General features: G+C 72.4%; 17 protein-coding genes, 1 tRNA gene and 1 pseudogene. 12 read left to right on the top strand and 7 right to left on the bottom strand.

Features of this window, described 5'->3' with window-relative positions; translation table 11 throughout:
• Nucleotides 1–23: 23 nt before the first annotated feature.
• Both Q5722_RS08520 and Q5722_RS08525 read right to left on the bottom strand, forming a co-directional pair.
• Nucleotides 24–875 carry an NAD-dependent epimerase/dehydratase family protein gene (locus Q5722_RS08520; protein WP_305027787.1) on the bottom strand — a complete coding sequence of 284 codons (852 nt, stop codon included), beginning with the start codon at nt 873–875 and terminating at the stop codon, nt 24–26.
• A 176-nt stretch (nt 876–1051) separates the two neighbouring features.
• Complete coding sequence (locus Q5722_RS08525) at nt 1052–1948, bottom strand: MerR family transcriptional regulator (RefSeq protein ID WP_305027788.1); 897 nt, start codon at nt 1946–1948, stop codon at nt 1052–1054.
• Between the two features lie 227 nt (nt 1949–2175).
• Here Q5722_RS08525 and Q5722_RS08530 point away from each other — a divergent pair, with 227 nt between their 5' ends.
• Genes Q5722_RS08530 through Q5722_RS08540 form a run of 3 tightly spaced genes read left to right on the top strand, consistent with a single transcriptional unit; the run spans nt 2176 to nt 3576 of the window.
• Nucleotides 2176–2415 carry a hypothetical protein gene (locus tag Q5722_RS08530; protein WP_305027789.1) on the top strand — a complete coding sequence of 80 codons (240 nt, stop codon included), beginning with the start codon at nt 2176–2178 and terminating at the stop codon, nt 2413–2415.
• A gap of 7 nt (nt 2416–2422) precedes the next feature.
• The gene (locus Q5722_RS08535) at nt 2423–3277 is read left to right on the top strand and encodes an FHA domain-containing protein (RefSeq protein ID WP_305027790.1); all 855 of its coding nucleotides are present in this window, start codon (nt 2423–2425) and stop codon (nt 3275–3277) included.
• Nucleotides 3274–3576 carry a sigma factor gene (locus Q5722_RS08540; protein WP_305027791.1) on the top strand — a complete coding sequence of 101 codons (303 nt, stop codon included), beginning with the start codon at nt 3274–3276 and terminating at the stop codon, nt 3574–3576. The genes Q5722_RS08535 and Q5722_RS08540 overlap by 4 nt, the downstream gene beginning before the upstream one ends.
• Before the next feature lie 14 nt (nt 3577–3590).
• On the opposite strand, the gene Q5722_RS08545 is transcribed toward Q5722_RS08540, so the two are convergent.
• Together Q5722_RS08545 and Q5722_RS08550 are read right to left on the bottom strand one after the other, a co-directional pair.
• Nucleotides 3591–3666: transfer RNA gene (locus Q5722_RS08545), tRNA-Gly, on the bottom strand.
• A 27-nt stretch (nt 3667–3693) separates the two neighbouring features.
• Entirely contained in the window at nt 3694–4455 is a 762-nt protein-coding gene (locus tag Q5722_RS08550; RefSeq protein ID WP_305027792.1) for an SGNH/GDSL hydrolase family protein, read from the bottom strand.
• Between the two features lie 17 nt (nt 4456–4472).
• Between Q5722_RS08550 and Q5722_RS08555 the strand changes: the two genes are divergently transcribed.
• From Q5722_RS08555 to dcd, 3 genes are all read left to right on the top strand, one after another.
• A complete protein-coding gene (locus Q5722_RS08555; protein WP_305027793.1) occupies nt 4473–5342 on the top strand; it encodes a hypothetical protein in 870 nt (289 codons plus the stop codon).
• A 49-nt stretch (nt 5343–5391) separates the two neighbouring features.
• Nucleotides 5392–6261: a hypothetical protein gene (locus Q5722_RS08560; protein ID WP_305027794.1), complete on the top strand. Its 870-nt coding sequence runs from the start codon at nt 5392–5394 to the stop codon at nt 6259–6261.
• 72 nt (nt 6262–6333) lie between these two features.
• Nucleotides 6334–6909: a dCTP deaminase gene (dcd, locus tag Q5722_RS08565; protein WP_305027795.1), complete on the top strand. Its 576-nt coding sequence runs from the start codon at nt 6334–6336 to the stop codon at nt 6907–6909.
• Between the two features lie 53 nt (nt 6910–6962).
• On the opposite strand, the gene Q5722_RS08570 is transcribed toward dcd, so the two are convergent.
• Nucleotides 6963–7820, bottom strand: coding sequence for a helix-turn-helix domain-containing protein (locus tag Q5722_RS08570; RefSeq protein ID WP_305027796.1), 858 nt, complete (start codon nt 7818–7820; stop codon nt 6963–6965).
• A gap of 102 nt (nt 7821–7922) precedes the next feature.
• Between Q5722_RS08570 and Q5722_RS08575 the strand changes: the two genes are divergently transcribed.
• From Q5722_RS08575 to Q5722_RS08600, 6 genes and pseudogenes are all read left to right on the top strand, one after another.
• Nucleotides 7923–8537 carry an NAD(P)-dependent oxidoreductase gene (locus Q5722_RS08575; RefSeq protein ID WP_305027797.1) on the top strand — a complete coding sequence of 205 codons (615 nt, stop codon included), beginning with the start codon at nt 7923–7925 and terminating at the stop codon, nt 8535–8537.
• Nucleotides 8538–8719: 182 nt separating this feature from the next.
• A pseudogene (locus Q5722_RS08580) lies at nt 8720–9586 on the top strand (ABC transporter substrate-binding protein); the annotation flags it as partial.
• A 163-nt stretch (nt 9587–9749) separates the two neighbouring features.
• The gene (locus Q5722_RS08585; protein ID WP_305027798.1) at nt 9750–10799 is read left to right on the top strand and encodes a FecCD family ABC transporter permease; all 1050 of its coding nucleotides are present in this window, start codon (nt 9750–9752) and stop codon (nt 10797–10799) included.
• Nucleotides 10796–11827: a FecCD family ABC transporter permease gene (locus Q5722_RS08590; protein WP_305028351.1), complete on the top strand. Its 1032-nt coding sequence runs from the start codon at nt 10796–10798 to the stop codon at nt 11825–11827. The genes Q5722_RS08585 and Q5722_RS08590 overlap by 4 nt, the downstream gene beginning before the upstream one ends.
• Nucleotides 11824–12621, top strand: a complete 798-nt coding sequence (locus tag Q5722_RS08595) for an ABC transporter ATP-binding protein (protein WP_305027799.1) — start codon at nt 11824–11826, stop codon at nt 12619–12621. Before Q5722_RS08590 ends, Q5722_RS08595 begins: the two co-directional genes overlap by 4 nt.
• The gene (locus tag Q5722_RS08600) at nt 12618–13592 is read left to right on the top strand and encodes a siderophore-interacting protein (protein ID WP_305027800.1); all 975 of its coding nucleotides are present in this window, start codon (nt 12618–12620) and stop codon (nt 13590–13592) included. Before Q5722_RS08595 ends, Q5722_RS08600 begins: the two co-directional genes overlap by 4 nt.
• Nucleotides 13593–13653: 61 nt before the next feature.
• Here the strand turns inward: Q5722_RS08600 and Q5722_RS08605 are convergent, their stop codons facing one another.
• Together Q5722_RS08605 and Q5722_RS08610 are read right to left on the bottom strand one after the other, a co-directional pair.
• Complete coding sequence (locus Q5722_RS08605) at nt 13654–14106, bottom strand: SRPBCC family protein (protein ID WP_305027801.1); 453 nt, start codon at nt 14104–14106, stop codon at nt 13654–13656.
• Nucleotides 14107–14274: 168 nt separating this feature from the next.
• Nucleotides 14275–17676, bottom strand: a complete 3402-nt coding sequence (locus tag Q5722_RS08610; RefSeq protein WP_305027802.1) for a (Fe-S)-binding protein — start codon at nt 17674–17676, stop codon at nt 14275–14277.
• Between the last annotated feature and the right edge of the window lie 104 nt (nt 17677–17780).

Here is a 17780-nt window from a genome sequence, read left to right on the forward strand (position 1 = left end):
GCGCCGAGCCTAGGCGTCGACGATCACGGGTGCCGCGTGCCCACCCCGGAGAGGATCGCGCAGTATCCCTCGGCGTACGTCGGGAAGGTGGGGGCCCAGCCCGTCGTCCGGAGGCGGGCGTTGCTGCAGGCACGGTCGGCGCCGCGGGTGCTGGGTCGCTCCGCCTGCTGCGGCGTGGGCGCGTCCATCGCGGCGGCGAGCCAGCGCACCACCTCGCCGTACGTCGCGGGCGCGTCGTCGACCCCGAGGTGGATCCCCTCGGCCGTGCCGTGCGTGGTCAGGTGGACGATCGCCGTCGCCGCGTCGTCGCGGTGGATCCGGGCGGTACGCCGGTCCGGCGTCGGGATCGTCGCCGCGCCGGCGCGGACCAGGTCGAGCAGGCGCGTGCGACCCGGGCCGTAGATGCCGCCGAGGCGGAGCACCGTCGCGAGCGTGCCGGTGCCGGCCAGTCGCTGCAGGAAGAGCTCCTCGGCCTCGAGCATCACGCGACCGTTGAAGGCGATGGGCTCGGTGGGGGAGTCCTCGTCGACCTCCCCGGAAAGCGCTCCGTAGACCGCGGTCGAGGAGACGAAGAGCGCCCGCCTCGGTGTGACGCCGTCACGGTCGAAGGCATCGAGGACGTGCGTGGTGCCCCCGAGGTACGCCGCGCGGTAGGCGTCCTCGTCATGACCGTCGGCCGCGAGCGCGACGACCAGGACCTCGGTGTCGGCCGGCACGGTCGGTGCGTCGGTGCGCAGGTCCGCAGCGACGCCGGAGATCGCAGCGGGCAGCCGCTCCGGCGAACGGCGCCAGCCGGTGACGTGGTGGCCGGCGGCGGCGTACCGCAGACCGGCCTCGGTGCCGAGGTCTCCGCAGCCGGCGATGAGGACCGACATGAGCGGATCACCTCCTGGCCGTCTCTCGATGGTCTGTGTCGTTCGGGACAGTGCGGGGTCGTGCTGGCTGACGACGGTAGCGCCACGGCGTGACTGCCGCATGGCCGGCATCAGGTCGCGGGCATCAGTTGGGGGAGTCTGGCCGGGGAGTCAGGCCGGGGAGTCAGGCCGGGGAGTCAGGCCGGGCGGCCTGGCGCGAGGCGCCCGGCGAGCAGGGCGGCGCCGGGGCCCACGTGGTGCCCGAGCTTGAGGCACCAGGGCGGCGCCGACTCCTGCGCCGAGCCGCCGACGGCCACGAGCAGGTCCGGTCTGGCCGCGCGCAGGGCCTCTGCGACCTCCCGCACGGAGCCGCCGTCGGCCTCGGTGGGTGCAGCCAGGACCGCGCAGGCCACCTCGCCGAACGCGCCGGTGGTGGCCGCGGTGATCCACTCCGCGGTGGGCACATCGGCGCCGAGGTAGACCGTCGAGAGACCGGCCCGCCGGGCCGCCGTGGCGAAGGCGAGGAGCCCGAGCTCGTGCCGGGCGCCCGGAGGCAGGCCGATCAGGAGCCGGGGGCCCATCGGGTTGTCTCCCGCGGCGTCGTAGGCGGCTGCGAGGCGACGGGTGATCGCGTGGGCGACCATGTGCTCGCCGGCGACGCTGACGTGCTGGGCCTTCCAGGCCGCCCCCAGGGCATGGAGCGCCGGCAGCAGCCACCGGTCCGCGACGGCCTCGAAGGACGCCGAGCCGAACTGCCGGTCGAGGAGTGCGCCGAGTGCCGGGGCGTCCAGCGCTGCAGCGGTGCGGATCAGCGCCGCCGTGGCGTCGGTGTCGGCGCCGTCGGGCTCGACGGTAGTCGGGCGAGGGGCCTCGGACGCCATCCGGCGACGCATCTCGTCGGCGGCGGCCTGCGCCGGCCACCCGTCGTCGATGAGCGCGCGCATCAGGCCCAGCGCATGCAGGTCGCGTCCGTCGTACAGGCGGTAGCCGGACTCCGTGCGCTGCGTGGCGCCGACCCCGTAGCGCCGCTCCCATGCGCGCAGGGTCGACTCGCTGACGCCGAGCTGCTCTGCAGCGCGCTTGATCGTGTACACGGGCCCCGCTCAGCCGATCGCCGCGGAGCGAGCAGAAGCCACACCGGAGATGCTCATGCTTGCTCCAACCTTGGACAACTCTTCCGCAAAGCATACGTGGCGGTGGCCTTTCCCCGCGTGGTCGGCGGAGATGTGCACCGAACTAGTCCGTGCAAACCTTTGACAAACCTTGGACATACTCGTACGTTCAACGGAAAGGACCCGTGCACGTCAACCAAGGAGTCGAGATGAACCTGAGCAGCCAGCGCCCCGACAACGGGAGCGACGAGATCGTCGACTGGACCGACCTCGGCATGCGGATGTGGAACTTCCTCACCGGTCGGGAGGCAGCGATCAACTACGAGTTCCACGACATGGTCGTCGAGGTGCCGCGCGACACCGGCAGCAACGCGCCCCGGGCCACCTGGCGCGTCGACGGTCTGCTCCGGGTCACCACCGACGACAACGCGACCCCGCGGCCGGCCTGAGATGTCCATGCGTGTCACGGCGGACCTCCGCTTCAGCGTGGGGACGGCCGACGGCCGGACGATCGACGGTCGTGTGCACGGCGACGGGCGCCGGCTGCAGCTGGAGATGGCCGACCCGGCAGCGTTTGCCGGCTTCGCGGACGCTCCCGGCGTGGCCGGCATCGCGGAGGCCCTGGCCGTCCGTGGCCTGGTGCTCGACGTGATGGAAGGCCCGGGCCGGCGACTGCTCTCGCTCGGTGCGGTCCATGCGCCGTGGTGGCAGCGCAGGATCACCGGCTCGAGGCGGATCCGCCTCGCCGGATGGCGGGCACTGCGTGCTCCCAGCCGTGCCCGGCTGCGGGAGCTGGCCGGCCGCGTCCAGGGCAAGGAGCCGACGGGTGGTCTGCTACCGCCTGCCACGCCGTTCCCGCTGGCGCCGACGTTCGCCCGGCGGGTCCGCGTTCGTCCGACGGGCACCAACGACCCCGCCCGTGGCGGGCAGCCGCGGCTGGTGCTGGTCCGTGACTCCTACCGGCCCGGGGAGCGCCAGCCCATCTTCTGGCTGGGTGAGGGGACCTGCCGCATCGGCAGCGGCGCTGACTGCGACATCCGGCTGCCCGGCCTGCGTGAGCTGCACGCCGAGGTCGTCCACGACGCCAACGACGAGTTCGTCGTGATGGCCCATGCTCCGGCCACCTACGTCCATGGTGCGCCGGCGATCCGTGCGGTCCTGCGGACCGGAGCCCGGCTCCGGGTAGGCGAGTGGACGCTGGCCTTCGCACGCGCCGAGTACGCCGACCACGGCCGTCCGTTCGCCGGCCGGGTCGGCGGGGAGCTCGGCCACCAGCGTCCGCAGCCGAGTCAGACGCGGTGGTCGGGATGAGCGCCGCGCGGCGGCCGGGGGCTTGTCCCCTGGCCGCGTGCGGTGGGCTCCTGCTGCAGTCAGGCCGCGGCGACCCTGACGCCTTCGCACAGCTGTACGACGTCACGTGCGGCCCGGTGTACCGGCTCGCCGTGAGCCTCGTCGGCGAGGCGAACGCCGACGAGGTGCTCGTGCAGGCCTACGTGGAGGCCTGGCGCACCGCGCCCCGGTTCGACCCGGCGCAGGGCACTGCTCTCGCGTGGCTCCTGCGCCATGTGCAGCGGGTCGCCGGTGAGCAGTTCTCGGGGGAGGTCGCGTGACCTGCGGTGGAGCGTGGAGCGGATGACGAGACTCGAACTCGCGACATCGACCTTGGGAAGGTCGCGCTCTACCAACTGAGCTACATCCGCGTGCCCCGCGAGCGGGACGGTGGGAGCCTACTTGATCGGCTCCAGTGTCGGGCGCTTCGGGTCGATACCGTCGCCGGACGACTTCCCGGTGAGCCGGCGGCCGACCCACGGCACCGCGTGCTCGCGCACCCAGACCGCGTTGGTCCGGAGCGCCGCGCGGGCGGTTGACACCGGGTCGGGAACGACGGGCAGCGGCGCGAGGCCGTGCTCGATGCCGAGGGCGTCGAGGACGGCGATCGCCATCAGCTGGTGACCGGCAGCGTTGAGGTGGAGCCGGTCGACGTCCATGATCTCGGCGACCTTCCAGCCGCGCATCCGCCACATGTCGACGAGGGTCGCATCGTGCCGCTCGGCGATCTCGCGGGCGAACTCGTTGAAGATCGCCACACGGCCGCGGATCAGCTTGAAGACCGGGTTGAGGCCCGGGTCCGCGATCGTGAACAGGACCACCTTCGCCCCGCTCGCGGTGAGCCGCTCGATGGCGGCGTCGTACGCCGCCGCGAGCGCGTCGAGGTCGACCTGCGGGCGGAGGACGTCGTTGCCACCGCCGTGGATCGTGACCAGGTCGGGTCCGAGCGCGAGCGCCGGCTCGAGCTGCTCGTCGAGGATGGCCGGGAGCTTGCGCCCACGGATCGCGAGGTTGGCGTAGCCGAAGTCGTCGGCCTGCGTGGCCAGCACCTCGGCCACCCGGTCGGCCCATCCGCGCAGCCCGTTGGGTCGCGACGTGTCGGCGTCGCCCACCCCTTCGGTGAACGAATCCCCCAGAGCGACGTACCGGTGGAAGGTCATGGGGCCATGATGCCGCCATGGGGCAACGGGGCGTCGGGCGAGGGGTCGGTCTGGCGGCGCTGGCCGCCGGCGTCCTCGGGACGCTCGTGGCGACGACCGTCGCCGGGGCGCCACCGGAACGCTCCGGGGAGCCCGGCCCCTCCCATGTGGCACCGCCCGAGACGAGGTCGCAGGCTGCGCTCTTCTCCTGCCCCGAGAAGCACCCGGTCTTCACGCGCCACGCCCCGCCGGTCATGCACGTCCAGGAGGAGCGGGCGAAGGCGGAGCGGATCGCGTCGATGGCCGGGGGTGCGTGGTCGGTCGCGTTCGCGGAGCCCACCCGGCTCGGTGTGATCGCGTTCGTGGACGGCGACCTCGCAGCAGCGCGTCCGGTCCTGCTCGCCGCCGGGGCCGGCCACGTCTACCGGCGGGACGCGGGGCCCGAGCTCGGCGACGGCAAGGACCACCAGGCTCTCGTCGAGTCGGCCCTCGGATGGGCACTCGAGAAGCCGATGCGCGACGTGCGCCGGCGGCTGCGCGGGCTGCCGCACGACGGGGAGCTCGCCTACTGGAACGAGGCCGGCGCGGTCTACGTCCAGTGGAAGCCGACGCAGGTCGCCGCGCTCGCCGAGACCTACGTCGACGGTGCCCTGGTCGTCGTCGGCGAGACCCCGTACTCGCCCCGTGAGGTGACCGCGGCCATGAACCGGATCTTCGCCCCGCGGTATGAGCGGCTGACCGGGGCGAGGTTCACCTTCGGCGCCACGTGTGGCGACCTCTCCGGCGTGCTCCTCGGCGTGGACCCGGCAACGCTGGGCGATCGCGGTCCACGGATCCAGGAGCTCCTGGCCAGGGCCGCGGGCATGCCCGTGCACGTCGTGCCTGCCGAGCCCGTGAAGCTGCAGTGATCTGCCCGAGTGGCGCACCTGCGCACACGGGACGGGCGATGATGCAGCCATGCAGTTCCAGGGGAAGCGGCTGACGGTCCTCCGCGGTGTCGTCGGCGCCGCCGCGCTCGCGGCGGTGCTCGGGACCACCGCGGGCTGTGGTGTCGCGGTCGCGGGAGCCGCCTGGCGCGAGGACCCGGCGGCCTCGCGTCAGGTCGAGCAGAACCCGGTGGGCTTCTCCTGCGCGGCGATGCAGCGCTGGGACGCGCAGCCGAGTCCGGAGCTGCCTGACCGTGACGAGCAGGACCGGATCGAGGAGGCCGTCGCGCAGGCATCCGGCCCCGGCTGGCGGGTGCTGGCGACGATGTCCACCCACCTCGGCGTCGTCGCTCTCGTCGACGGGGATGTGACCGCAGCGCGCGGGGCTCTGGCGCCGCGCGGCGTGGCACGGGTGGTTCGCCCCTCCCGTAGGCCCGACGTCACGTTCGTCGACCAGGTGGACGCCCTGCAGGCCGCGCCGCTGGGCCCTGTCGTCCGCCGTCTCGAGCGCGGGCTGCGTGGCCGCCCCGGCTGGGGGGACGTGACCCCGTGGGCCGAGAAGGAGGCCGTGGTCATCCAGTGGAAGGCGCCTGTGCCGAAGTACGTGCGGGCCCTGGCGGGTCGCCTTCCGGACGGGGTGAACGTCGCCGTCCTCGAGGCCCGGTTCAGCCAGGTCGACCTGCTGTGGGCGGCGCGGCGCATCCACGGAGCCGCCGACACCCTCGATGCGAAGGTCGTGCGGATCGGCCAGTGTGACGACCTGTCGGGCCTCCGGGTCGGTATGCCGCCCGAGGAGGTCCGCGTGCGGCGGGACGAGCTGGCGGCCGAGCTGACGCACCTGGCGGGACTTCCGGTGGAGGTCGTCGCCGACGACGGCCGCGGCCCCGGCGCCGCCGCCTGAGCGCGACCCACGACCCTGCCCGATCACCGGGCACCCCGCCGGACGCCGCGGCGTACGACTAATCTGCTGGCCATGCTGCTCTCCGACCGGGACATCCTCAGCGAGATCGACGCTGAGCGGATCAAGATCGAGCCCTACGACCCCGCGATGGTGCAGCCGTCGTCGATCGACTTCCGGCTGGACAAGTTCTTCCGGGTCTTCGACAACCACAAGTACCCCGCGATCGACCCGGCGGTGGACCAGTCCGACCTGACCCGCATGGTCGAGGTCGAGGGCGACGAGCCGTTCATCCTGCACCCGGGGGAGTTCGTGCTCGGCTCGACGTTCGAGGTCGTCACGCTGCCTGACGACCTTGCCGCACGCGTCGAGGGCAAGTCCTCGCTGGGCCGTCTCGGCCTGCTCACGCACGCGACCGCCGGCTTCGTCGACCCGGGCTTCTCGGGCCACGTCACCCTGGAGCTGGCCAACGTCGCGACGCTGCCGATCAAGCTCTACCCGGGCATGAAGATCGGCCAGCTCTGCTTCTTCAAGCTCTCCTCGGCCGCTCTCCACCCCTACGGCTCGGAGAAGTACGGCTCGCGCTACCAGGGCCAGCGCGGCCCGACCGCGTCCCGCTCCTTCGCGAACTTCCACCGCACCGAGATCTGATCACCCGGGCCGTCGAGGGCGCTCGCTGGCGCAGGTCACGGAGCGCGGCGCACTCACCGCGCCGAGCTCCTGAACGCCGCCGGCGTCTGGCCGGCACGCAACCGGAACCACGTCCCGAAGTTCGACGCGTCGTCGAACCCGACGGCCTCCCCGACGCGCGCCACGCTGAGATCGCTGTGCGCCAGCAGGCGGCGTGCCTCGAGCAGCACGCGCTCGTCCACCAGCTCCTTCGGAGTGCGCCCGGTGGCGGCCCGCGTCGCCCGGGCGAGGGTCCGCGGTGACCAGCCCAGCCGGGCGGCGTACCAGGCGACGTCGTGGTGGTGCGCGTGCTCGGCCTCGAGCAGCTCACGGAAGGCCAGCCAGGGCTCGGAGCCGCGCGGCGCCCCGGGACGCGTGCTCGCCTGCGCGGTCAGGCGCAGCAGCATCGCCGAGAGCAGGTGCGTGAGGGCGGGGCCCCGGAGCTCGCGCGGCACGGTCGCGTCGTCGGCGAGGTCGGCGATCTCCTCCACCAGCGCCGGTACGCCGGCGGCCCGCGCGTCGTCCGGGGCCCACCAGCACGGAGCCGCGGGGGAGGTCGCCGCGACGAGCTCGGCGGTCGCCGGGTCGAGCAGGCCGGCGGGGAAGATCAGCACCCATCCGTCGTACCGGTGGACGTCGCCCCAGCGCTGCACCTGGCCGGGGCGCACCCAGAGCACGGCGCCGGGCTCGAGCGCGTGGTCGGCGAAGTCGAGCATGTGGGTGCCGTGGCCGGACGTCGGGAGCAGCAGGAAGTGGAACTCGGGGCGCTGGACGTCGACGAAGCCGTCGGGTCCGCCGCGCTCGAGCATCGCCCTGACGGTCGTCGCCTCGACCTCGCCGGCCTTGCCCTCGGGTGGGTGGTAGCCGACGGCGGCGATGGGGGTGTGTCGCATATTCACCAGCTTAGGTCGCGCCGAGACCGTGAGTACACGGCAAGCCGACACCAGAATGGTGACACATCAAGGAATTGATCCACCAGCGCAAAGGACACCGACATGACCACCATCGCAATCTTCGGCGGCACCGGCTACGCGGGCGGCCACATCGCCCGCGAGGCGCAGGCCCGTGGCCACGAGGTCACCATCGTCTCCCGCTCCGCCGAGACGCCCGGCGCGATCACGGGCTCGTTTGCCGACGAGGCCTTCGTGAAGCAGCTCGCCGCCGACCACGACCACATCGTCGTCGCCACGCAGCCCGACGGTCTCCTCGAGGCCCTGCCCACGCTGGTGGGCGCGGCCCGCGACGGCGGCGCCCGTCTGAGCTTCGTCGGTGGCGCCGGCTCGACCCTCGTCGCCGAGGGTGGCCCGCAGCTCGTCGAGACGCCGGACTTCCCCGAGGAGTACAAGGGCGTCGCCCTCCAGCACGGTGCCGTGCTCGAGGCGCTGCGTTCCGACGACAACGGTGCGGACTGGTTCTACGTGTCGCCGGCTGCGGTCTTCGGCGCCTGGGCCGAGGGCACGGCCACCGGGTCCTACCGCACCTCCGACGACGTGCTGCTCGTCGACGCCGCGGGCGAGTCGAAGATCGGCGGCGCCGACTACGCGAAGGCCTATGTCGACGAGATCGAGAACCGCGCCCACGTCAACAAGCGCTTCCACGTCGCCTACTGACGACGCGCCTCGCGCTCCGTAGCCGGAGGCCGCCGCACCCGTGAGGGGACGGCGGCCTCTGCCGTGTCTTGAGGGCGGGCGCTGACGAAATTACCCAACATTTGACTTTCGTTATTCAATCCATACAAGGTAAGCCTTACCTAAGTTTGATCGACGGAAGTGATCTCCAGATGAAGCTCCGCATGACCGCCCCCGCCACGGCGGCCGCTCTCCTCACCGGCCTGACCGCGTGTGGTGCCTCGGGCGCCGACACCGGCCACACCACCGGCACTGGACCCTCGGCTGCGGCTGCCGGTGCGTTCCCGGTGACCATCGAGCACGCCTACGGCGAGACGGTCATCGACGAGAAGCCGGTCCGGGTCGCGACGGTCGCCTGGGCGAACCAGGAAGTCCCGCTCGCCCTCGGCCTCGTGCCGGTCGGCATGAGCAAGGCGGCCTGGGGCGACGACGACGGCGACGGCGTGCTCCCGTGGGTCGAGGAGCGGCTCACCGAGCTGCACGCGGAGACGCCGGTCCTCTTCGACGAGTCCGAGGGCATCGACTACGAGGCCGTCGCCGACACCGAGCCCGACGTCATCCTCGCGTCGTACTCCGGCCTGACGAAGGAGGAGTACGACAGGCTCTCCCGGATCGCCCCGGTCGTCGCCGAGCCCGGCGTGCCCTGGGGCACGTCGATGGATGACATGGTCCGCATGAACAGCACCGCCCTCGGCCTCGCGAGGGAGGGCGTCGCGCTCGTCGCGCGGCTCGACTCCGAGATCCGGGAGTCGCTCGCCGAGCACCCGTCGCTCGAGGGCAGGAAGGTCCTCTTCAGCTACGTCGACCCGACCGACATGAGCAAGGTCGGCTTCTACACGACCCACGACACGCGTCCGGGGTTCCTCGCCGGTCTCGGCCTCCCGCAGCCCTCCGTCGTGACGGCCACCTCGGCGACGTCGACGAGCTTCTACGAGACGGTCAGCTCCGAGCAGGCGGCGAAGTTCGCGGACGTCGACGTCGTCGTCGCCTACGGCAACCCTGACGGCTCCACCCTCGAGGCGCTCCAGGCCGACCCGCTGATCGGCAAGATCCCGGCGATCCGCAAGGGCGCGGTCGCGGTCCTGCCGGACGCGACCCCGCTCGCCGCCTCCGCCAACCCGTCGCCCCTCTCGATCGGCTGGGGCATCGACCGGTACTTCGACCTCCTCGCCTCCGCAGCCGACAAGGCCTTAGATGTCCCTGCAGCTCACCCGACCCGGTCCGTCGCTCGCCGCGGTCGCCACACCGCGGCGAGCGACGGGTCGTCCTGCCTGGCTCCTCGCGGCGCTGCTGGTCGCGGGAGCTGCGTCGGTCGCGTCGGTCGCCCTCGGCCTCGCCGCCGTCAGCTGGTCCGACATCGGCCGGGGCCTGACCGGAGACGACGCCACGCTCGGCGCAGCGGCGGTCGCGCGGCGCGTGCCCCGCACAGCCCTCGCCCTCCTGGTCGGTGGCGCGCTCGGCCTGGCCGGCGCCGTCATGCAAGGGGTCACGCGGAACCCGCTGGCCGATCCGGCCATGCTCGGCATCACGAACGGCGCATCCCTGGCCGTCGTCTCCGGCATCGCGTTCTTCGGGCTCTCCTCGCCCACCGCCTACATCGCGGTCGCGATCACCGGAGCCGCGGTGACCGCAGTCGTGGTCTGGACGATCGGGTCGCTCGGTCGCGGCGGCGCCACACCGCTCAAGCTCGCGCTCGCCGGAGCCGCGACAGCGGCCGCCCTCTCCTCGCTCGTCAGCGCCGTGCTGCTGCCCCGCCTCGACGTGATGAACACCTTCCGCTTCTGGCAGGTCGGCGGCGTCGGCGGTGCCACCTGGGACCGCATCGGGCTGGTGCTGCCGTTCCTTCTCGCCGGAACCGGCGGCTGCCTGGCGATGGCCCGCGGGCTGAACGCTCTCGCGCTCGGCGACGACGTGGCGGCCGGTCTGGGGCTGCACGTCGGCCGGACCCGTCTGGCCGCGGGCGCCGCGGCTGTCGTCCTGTGTGGCGCTGCCACCGCGATCGCCGGGCCGATCGCCTTCGTGGGCCTCGTCGTCCCCCACCTCTGCCGTCTCCTCGTCGGTGTCGACCACCGCTGGGTGCTGCCCCTGGCCATCGTGGTGGGCGGCGCGCTGCTCACCAGCGCCGACGTGGCCGGACGACTGGTGGCCCGGCCCGACGAGGTCGAGGTCGGCATCGTCACGGCGCTGATCGGTGCGCCCGTGCTGATCGGCATCGTTCGCCGTACCCGGATGCGTGCGCTGTGAGCACCACGGTCAGCGTGCTGGGCGCCGGTCGTCGGCGTCGCGCGCAGCGGCGTACGACGGTGGTGGCGGTGCTCGCCGTGCTGGTGGTCGCCGCGTGGTTCACCAGCCTGATGGTGGGGCACCGCTTCTACGGACCCGGTGACGTCCTCCAGGTCCTGCTCGGCCAGCCGGTGCCCGGCGCCTCGTTTACCGTCGGAGACCTCCGGTTGCCGCGCGCCTTCCTCGCGGCGCTCACGGGAGCGGCGTTCGGGCTGGGCGGGGCGACCTTCCAGACGATGCTGCGCAACCCCCTCGCGTCGCCGGACGTCATCGGCATCAGCACGGGCGCGTCCGCGGCGGGTGTCTTCGCCATCGTGGTGCTGGGACTCAGCGGGCCGGCGGTCTCGGGCATCGCCGTGGTCGCGGCGCTCGGTGTCGCCCTCGGCATCCACGTGCTCGCCTGGCAGGACGGCGTCGTCGGCTCGCGGCTCGTCCTCATCGGCATCGGTGTCGCGGCGATGCTGCACGCCGTCGTCTCGTGGGTGCTCATCCAGGCCTCGGAGTGGGACGTGCAGGCGGCGATGCGCTGGTTCACGGGCAACCTCAACAGCGCGGACTGGCCCCTCGTGGTCCCGCTCGCGGTGGTCATGGTCGTGGTCGTCCCGGTGCTCCTGGCGCAGGCTGCCTCGCTCGACCTGCTGCACCTCGGCGACGACACAGCCGCCGCCCTCGGCGTGCCCGTGGAGCGGACCCGGCTGGTCTGCGTGATCGCGGCGGCCGTCCTAGTCGCCTGCGCCACGGCCGCCGCCGGTCCCATCGCCTTCGTGGCGTTCCTGGCCGGACCGATCGCCGCCCGGCTGGTGGGTGGGGCGCGGTCCCTGCTCGTTCCCGCTGCGCTGGTCGGCGCGCTGATCGTGCTCCTCGGTGACCAGGCGGGGCAGTGGGCGCTCGGTGTCCGCTACCCGGTGGGTGTCGTCACCGGGGCGCTGGGAGCGCCGTACCTCGTCCACCTGCTCATCCGCACCAACCGGACGGGAGGCGGCCTGTGAGGCTCACGGCCCACTCACTCACCCTCGCGTACGACGGCCGGCCGGTCGCCACGGACCTCTCGCTCGACCTGCCGGAGGGCCAGGTCACGGTCATCGTCGGCGCCAACGCCTGCGGCAAGTCGACGCTTCTCCGGGCACTCGCCCGCCTGCTGCGGCCCACGGCCGGCCAGGTGGTGCTCGACGGGCGCGACATCCACGGGGTCCCGACGCGGGAGCTGGCCCGGTCCCTCGGGTTGCTGCCGCAGACACCGCTCGCCCCCGAGGGGATCGTCGTCGGCGACCTCGTCGCGCGAGGCCGCCATCCGCACCAGGGGCTGCTCCGCCGCTGGACGTCGCAGGACGCCGCAGCCGTCGCTGCTGCCCTCGACGCGACCGGCACGGCCGCCCTCGTGGACCGCCCCGTCGACGAGCTCTCGGGCGGCCAGCGCCAGCGGGTCTGGATCGCGATGGCGCTCGCGCAGCAGACGTCGGTGCTGCTGCTCGACGAGCCCACGACGTACCTCGACCTGAGCCACCAGGTCGACGTGCTCGACCTGCTGACCGACCTCAACCGGTCGCGCGGCGTCACGATCGGGATGGTGCTCCACGACCTCAACCTGGCGGCGCGGTACGCCGACCACGTCGTCGCCCTGCGTGCCGGCGAAATCGTGGCAGCCGGGCCTCCCTCCGACGTGGTCACCGCGGAGCTGGTCCGGGACGTCTTCGGGATGGAGGCGCAGGTCATCGAGGACCCCGTCGCCCGCACGCCGCTCGTGGTCCCGGTGGGCCGCCACCACTGCAAGGAGCCCGCATGACGACCAGCACCGCGTTGCCGATGCTGCTGACCGAGGTCACGGTCGCCGCTGTGGAGCGGCTCTCCCCGTCGTTCGTCCGCGTCGAGCTGGCCTCGCGCGAGCTCGCCGACTTCGGCGTCGACGGACCGCTGCTCGACCAGCGGATCAAGCTCGTCTTCCCGAACGACGCCGGTGAGCTCCCCTCCCTCGAGGGGGCCGACGCGTCCTGGCTGGGCACGTGGCTGCAGCAGCCGGCCGGCGAGCGTGGCCCGATGCGGACCTACACGGTGCGCGATGTCGTCGGCTCCGGCGCGTGCACGCGGGTCGTCGTGGACATCGTCGTCCACGAGCCGCCGTGCGGCCCGGGGTCGACCTGGGCGCGATCCGCCCGCGTGGGCGACCGGCTGGTGGTGCTGGGTCCACGGCGAGGGGTGCCCTTCGCTGGCATCGAGTTCGCGCCGCACGAGGCGATGGACGAGATGGTGCTGGTCGGCGACGAGACCGCCGTGCCGGCCATCGCCGCCATCCTGCGCGACCTCCCGGGGACGGCCGTCGGTCGCGTCCTGCTGGAGGTGCCCGTCGCCGGGGACGTCCAGGACCTCACGGCCCCGCCGGGCATGGTCGTGACCTGGCTGCCGCGCAACGGCGCCGCCCACGGCACCCGGATCCTGGCCGCGGCGGCCGAGCGACTCGGCGTACGGGTGGCGGGGGAGCCTGCGCGGTCGGCCGCGGCAGCGGAGCCGGCCCGGCTGGCGCTGGCGGCTGACGACGAGGTCGACCCGGAGCTATGGGAGACGCCCGGATACTCCTCCTCGGGGGAGCCGCTCGACGGAGGCGGGGCGGCGGTGCTGCCCGGTGTGTACGCGTGGGTCGCAGGGGAGTCCGCGATGGTCACCGCCCTCCGCCGCTACCTGGTCAGGGAGCTCGGCATCGACCGCTCGCAGGTGGCCTTCATGGGCTACTGGCGCCGCGGCGTCTCGATGCGCTCCTGACCCGGGGAAGCCGAACGCCGCCGCACCGATCTCGGGGCGGCGGCGTTCCCTCCGGTGGGTCTCAGGACTCGGCGGCGGCCTTCAGCTTCGTCAGGCCCTTGTCGAAGTCCTTGGCGATCGCCTTGTCGAAGAAGAGCTTGCCGAGGATGGCGAACGCGAGGTTGCGCTCGCCGGACATCGTCCAGTCGACACGCGTGCCGGTGCCCTGCGGGGTCAGCGTGAAGACGGTCTTGTTGCTCGCCTTGAACGGCTTGAGGAACTCCAGGTCGATGTCGATCCGCTCCGGGGTCGAGGCGGTGATCTCCATGGAGCCCTGGCCGACCTTGTTGTTGCCCTCCCAGGCGTAGTGCGCGCCGACGCCGGCCTCGGCGCCCGTGTAGCTCCGCTTCACTGCGGGGTCGAGCTCCTCCCACGGCGACCACGCCGTCCAGTTGCGGAAGTCGTCGATATGCGTGTGGACGACGGCCGGCGCGGCGTCGATGCCGATGCTGCGGGAGTTCTCGAAGTGAGGCATGGCGAGAAGGCTAGTCCTCGGTGCCGGACGGCTCTCGGCGTACGGCGGTGCCGGCTCGATGGTGGCGAGACGCGCTGACGGCACGTGCGGGAGCTCGCTCGTGCCGAGGGGAAATGCACGACGGCCGCCCGGTCAGGCCGGGCGGCCGTCGTGTTCAGCGGCTGATCGTCAGAGGTCGAACAGCGAGGACGCGCCGTGGATGTCGGCGTCCGTACGCGGCGTGTGCGTCGCTCCGCTGGACTTCGGGGCCTCCGCGGGCGCGGCGGGCGCGGCCGGGGCCGGCTCCTCCGCAGCGGGGGCCTCGACGACCGGCTCCTCGGCCGAAGCCTGCTCGGCAGGAGCCTCCGGCGCGTCGTCGGCCTCGAGGATCGTCTCCGCGGCCTCCGCCTCTGCAGCAGGTGCCTCCTCGGCGACCGGCTCGGCAGCCGGAGCGGCCTCCGCCGGAGCGGACTCGACGGGAGCAGCCGGAGCAGCGGCGGCGGGAGCCGCAGCGGCAGCCGGGGCGCCACCCTCGGGCCACGGGATGTCGAAGAGCGACGAGGCGCCGTGGATGTCGACATCCGTACGCGGCGTGGTCGCCGCACCACTCGAGGCCGGGGCAGCCGGGACGGCCGGGGCAGCGGCGGGCGCAGCGGCCTCCTCGGCAGCGGCCTCCTCGACCGGCGCGGCCTCGACCGGTGCGGCCTCGACCTGGGCGGCCGCGGCCTCCTCGGGCGCAGCCGGAGCGGCCGCGGCCGGGGCGGCCGGAGCGGCCGGAGCGGCAGCCGGGATGTCGAAGAGCGAGCCGCCGGCGTTGAGGTCCTGGGCCGGGGCAGCCGGAGCCGCCTCCGCCTTCGGAGCCTCGGCCGGAGCAGCCTCAGCCGGCGCAGCGGCGGCGGGAGCAGCCGGAGCGGCCTCCGTCGGTGCCACGTCGAAGAGCGAGCCGCCGGCGTTGAGGTCCTGGGCCGGGGCAGCCGGAGCCGCCTCCGCCTTCGGGGCCTCGGTCGGTGCCACGTCGAAGAGCGAGCCGCCGGCAGCAGGGGCAGCCGGAGCGGCCGGCTCAGCCGGAGCAGGCGTGTCGAAGAGCGAGCCACCGGACGCGGGCTTCGACTCGGCCGGAGCCGGGGTGTCGAAGAGCGAGCCACCCGAAGCCGGGGCGGCCTCGGCCGGAGCAGCGGGGGCGTCACCGAAGAGCGAGCCACCCGACGCCGGCGCAGCCGGAGCGGCAGGCGCGTCACCGAAGAGCGACGAGCCACCCGCGGCGGTCGAGCCCGCACCACCGGCGGTCTCGGCGCCGGCGACGCCGGACGCAGCCGGCTCACCCTCGGCGGCCGGAGCCGGAGCGGCAGCCTTCGCGGCCGGGGCGTCGACCGGAGCCTCGCCCGGCTTGAACTTCGTGGCGACCTCGCCCTTGACCGACGCGAGCAGCATCTGCGCGACGTCGAGCACCTCGACCTCCGTGCGGGCCGTCTCGTCGGCCTGCATCTTGGTGAGGCCGTCGGCCAGCATCACGCGGCAGAACGGGCAGCCGACGGCGATCTGGTCGGCACCGGTGCCGACCGCCTCTTCCGTGCGGTTCAGGTTGATGCGCGAGCCGATGGTCTCTTCCATCCACATGCGGGCACCACCGGCGCCACAGCAGAAGGACTTCTCCTGCGACCGCTCCATCTCCTTGTACTCCGCACCCGGGAGGATCTGGAGGAGGTCACGCGGCGGCGAGTAGACCTGGTTGTGGCGACCCAGGAAGCACGGGTCGTGGTAGGTGATGGAGCGCTTGTGGGCGCCCTCGCCGGTCTTGACCGGGGTCAGCTTGCCCTCGCGCACGAGGCGGTTGAGAAGCTGCGTGTGGTGCACGACCTCGAGCTCGATGCCGAGGTCCTTGTACTCGTTCTTCAGGGTGTTGAAGCAGTGCGCACAGGTCGAGACGACCTTCTTGACCTTGAACTCCTTGAAGGTCTCGATGTTCTGCTGCGCCAGGCCCTGGAAGACGAACTCGTTGCCGGCACGACGAGCGGAGTCACCGGTGCAGGTCTCGCCGTTGCCCAGGACGCCGAACGACACGTCGGCCATGTGGAGCAGCTCGGCGACGGCGCGCGTCGTCTTCTTGGCACGGTCCTCGTAGGCACCGGCACAGCCGACCCAGAAGAGCCACTCGACGGAGTCGAGGTCCTCGATGTCCTCGCCGACGACCTTGACGTCGAAGTCGAGACCCTGCGCCCAGTCCATGCGGGCGTTCGGGTTCATGTTCCAGGGGTTGCCCTTGTTCTCCAGGCCCTTGAACAGACCGTTGAGCTCGGCCGGGAAGTTGGACTCGACGAGCACCTGGTAGCGGCGCATGTCGACGAAGTGGTCGACGTGCTCGATGTCGACCGGGCACTGCTGGACGCACGCGCCGCAGTTGGTGCAGGACCACAGGGCGTCCTCGGAGATGACGAAGTCGCCACCCTCCGGGTTGTAGAACCAGTCCTGCGCGTCCTCGAGGTGACCACCGTCGAGGTCGACGGAGCCGACCAGCGAGCGGTCAGCCGCACCCTCGACGCCGGCAGCGACGTCGTACGCGTGCTGGCGCAGGCCCATCATCATGAGCTTCGGGGAGAGCGGCTTCTCGGTGTTCCACGCGGGGCACTGCGACTGGCAGCGACCACACTCGGTACACGTCGTGAAGTCGAGGATGCCCTTCCACGAGAAGTCGTTGATCGAGCCGACACCGAGGACGGAGTCCTCGTCGAGGTCGTCGATGTCCTCGAGCGTGATCGCCTTGCCGTTGGACGTCAGCGGCTTGAGGCCGCCCAGCGCCGTACCGCCGGAGGACTCACGCTTGAAGAAGATGTTGAACCACGCGGTGAAGCGGTGCCACGCGACACCCATCGTGAGGTTCGAGGAGATGACGATCAGCCACAGCATCGCGGAGGTGACCTTGAACATCGCGATGGCGAAGACCCAGTTCTCGGCGCCGTGGTGCGACGTCGGGAAGAGGTGCGAGAAGTACTGCGAGAGCGGGAAGTGGAAGCCCGTCGCGTGCTCGGCGTGCTCGCCACCCATGGCCTTGGCCATGTTGTACTCCGCGCCGCGGATGAAGAGGATCGCGGCCGACTCGAGGAAGACCATCGCCTCGACGAAGTAGGCCTGCCACATCGTCGAGCCGTAGAAGCGCGTCTTGCGCGACGGGGTGTTCGACGGGCGGTGCGTCAGGCGGTACGCGATCAGCGGGAGGATCGCCAGGGCGCCGAGGAGGCCGATGAACTCGGAGAACCACTCGAAGCCGAAGAAGGTGCCGATGACCGGCCAGGCGAACGTCGGCGCGAAGAGCTGCACGACGCCCTGCATGACGGCGGTCGAGAGCACCAGGAACGCCATGTAGGCGAACCAGTGCAGGCCGCCGACCCACCAGATCTGGAACATGCGCGTGTGGAGGAAGGTCTCCTTCAGCATGTTCAGACCGCGGGCGATCGGGCGGTCGGTGCGGTTCAGCGCAGGCTGACCCTGGCGGATCACCTTCAGCATCGCGCGCACGGCGCGGGTGGTCAGTGCAACCGCGACGACGGTGAACGAGAGGCTCACCACGATCGCGATGATCTGCATCAAAGACATGGAGGGACGGCTCCTTGCGAGTCGGTTCTACCCATGGGTAGGGCTGGCGGCATCCTAGCCCGCGCAGCGGCCCCGTCTCGCGTGAGAGCGGTCGCTTAGGAGAC

The organism is Nocardioides jiangxiensis (assembly GCF_030580915.1).
In the GTDB taxonomy this organism is placed as follows: domain Bacteria; phylum Actinomycetota; class Actinomycetes; order Propionibacteriales; family Nocardioidaceae; genus Nocardioides; species Nocardioides jiangxiensis.

Excerpts from the sequence above, each read along its gene's own strand:
- Q5722_RS08605 (WP_305027801.1), bottom strand. The coding sequence starts at position 14,106 with ATGCCTCACTTCGAGAACTCCCGCAGCATCGGCATCGACGCCGCGCCG.
- Q5722_RS08560 (WP_305027794.1), top strand. The coding sequence starts at position 5,392 with ATGCAGTTCCAGGGGAAGCGGCTGACGGTCCTCCGCGGTGTCGTCGGC.
- Q5722_RS08570 (WP_305027796.1), bottom strand. The coding sequence starts at position 7,820 with ATGCGACACACCCCCATCGCCGCCGTCGGCTACCACCCACCCGAGGGC.
- dcd (WP_305027795.1), top strand. The coding sequence starts at position 6,334 with ATGCTGCTCTCCGACCGGGACATCCTCAGCGAGATCGACGCTGAGCGG.
- Q5722_RS08550 (WP_305027792.1), bottom strand. The coding sequence starts at position 4,455 with ATGACCTTCCACCGGTACGTCGCTCTGGGGGATTCGTTCACCGAAGGG.
- Q5722_RS08555 (WP_305027793.1), top strand. The coding sequence starts at position 4,473 with ATGGGGCAACGGGGCGTCGGGCGAGGGGTCGGTCTGGCGGCGCTGGCC.
- Q5722_RS08610 (WP_305027802.1), bottom strand. The coding sequence starts at position 17,676 with ATGTCTTTGATGCAGATCATCGCGATCGTGGTGAGCCTCTCGTTCACC.
- Q5722_RS08585 (WP_305027798.1), top strand. The coding sequence starts at position 9,750 with ATGTCCCTGCAGCTCACCCGACCCGGTCCGTCGCTCGCCGCGGTCGCC.
- Q5722_RS08530 (WP_305027789.1), top strand. The coding sequence starts at position 2,176 with ATGAACCTGAGCAGCCAGCGCCCCGACAACGGGAGCGACGAGATCGTC.
- Q5722_RS08575 (WP_305027797.1), top strand. The coding sequence starts at position 7,923 with ATGACCACCATCGCAATCTTCGGCGGCACCGGCTACGCGGGCGGCCAC.
- Q5722_RS08535 (WP_305027790.1), top strand. The coding sequence starts at position 2,423 with ATGCGTGTCACGGCGGACCTCCGCTTCAGCGTGGGGACGGCCGACGGC.
- Q5722_RS08600 (WP_305027800.1), top strand. The coding sequence starts at position 12,618 with ATGACGACCAGCACCGCGTTGCCGATGCTGCTGACCGAGGTCACGGTC.
- Q5722_RS08540 (WP_305027791.1), top strand. The coding sequence starts at position 3,274 with ATGAGCGCCGCGCGGCGGCCGGGGGCTTGTCCCCTGGCCGCGTGCGGT.
- Q5722_RS08520 (WP_305027787.1), bottom strand. The coding sequence starts at position 875 with ATGTCGGTCCTCATCGCCGGCTGCGGAGACCTCGGCACCGAGGCCGGT.